Genomic DNA, 255 nt, shown 5'->3' with positions numbered 1-255 from the left:
ATGTCTGCGTACCTACTGCCGCAATTGTTGCGCCTGTAGTAGTGTCATAGACCTTGCTCTGCGCAACTAAACCAGAACTAATGGTTAATGGTGCTGGTGTAATGTTGGCCGCCAAAGGCGCAGTCAAGCCAGTAATCACATAATTGCCATTACTTAAGGTCATACCACTTAAATTTGCTGAAACCGTAATGCCGTTTGCAACATTTGGAGATGCAAAAGTGCCTATGGCTGTGCCGCTTGCTGTTGAGGTATCAG

At 46.3% G+C, this 255-nt stretch carries 1 protein-coding gene; it reads right to left on the bottom strand.

Annotated features, from left to right (window positions below; translation table 11 throughout):
• A partial coding sequence (locus VC182_RS11660) for a hypothetical protein (protein ID WP_323485379.1) occupies positions 1-255 on the bottom strand: 255 nt, incomplete at both ends.

This window comes from Polynucleobacter sp. AP-Nickl1-40-C4 (genome assembly GCF_035012665.1).
Taxonomy (GTDB): Bacteria; Pseudomonadota; Gammaproteobacteria; order Burkholderiales; family Burkholderiaceae; genus Polynucleobacter.
The sequence above is the reverse complement of the archived record's forward strand: the minus strand, read 5'-3'. Positions and strand labels throughout refer to the sequence as shown.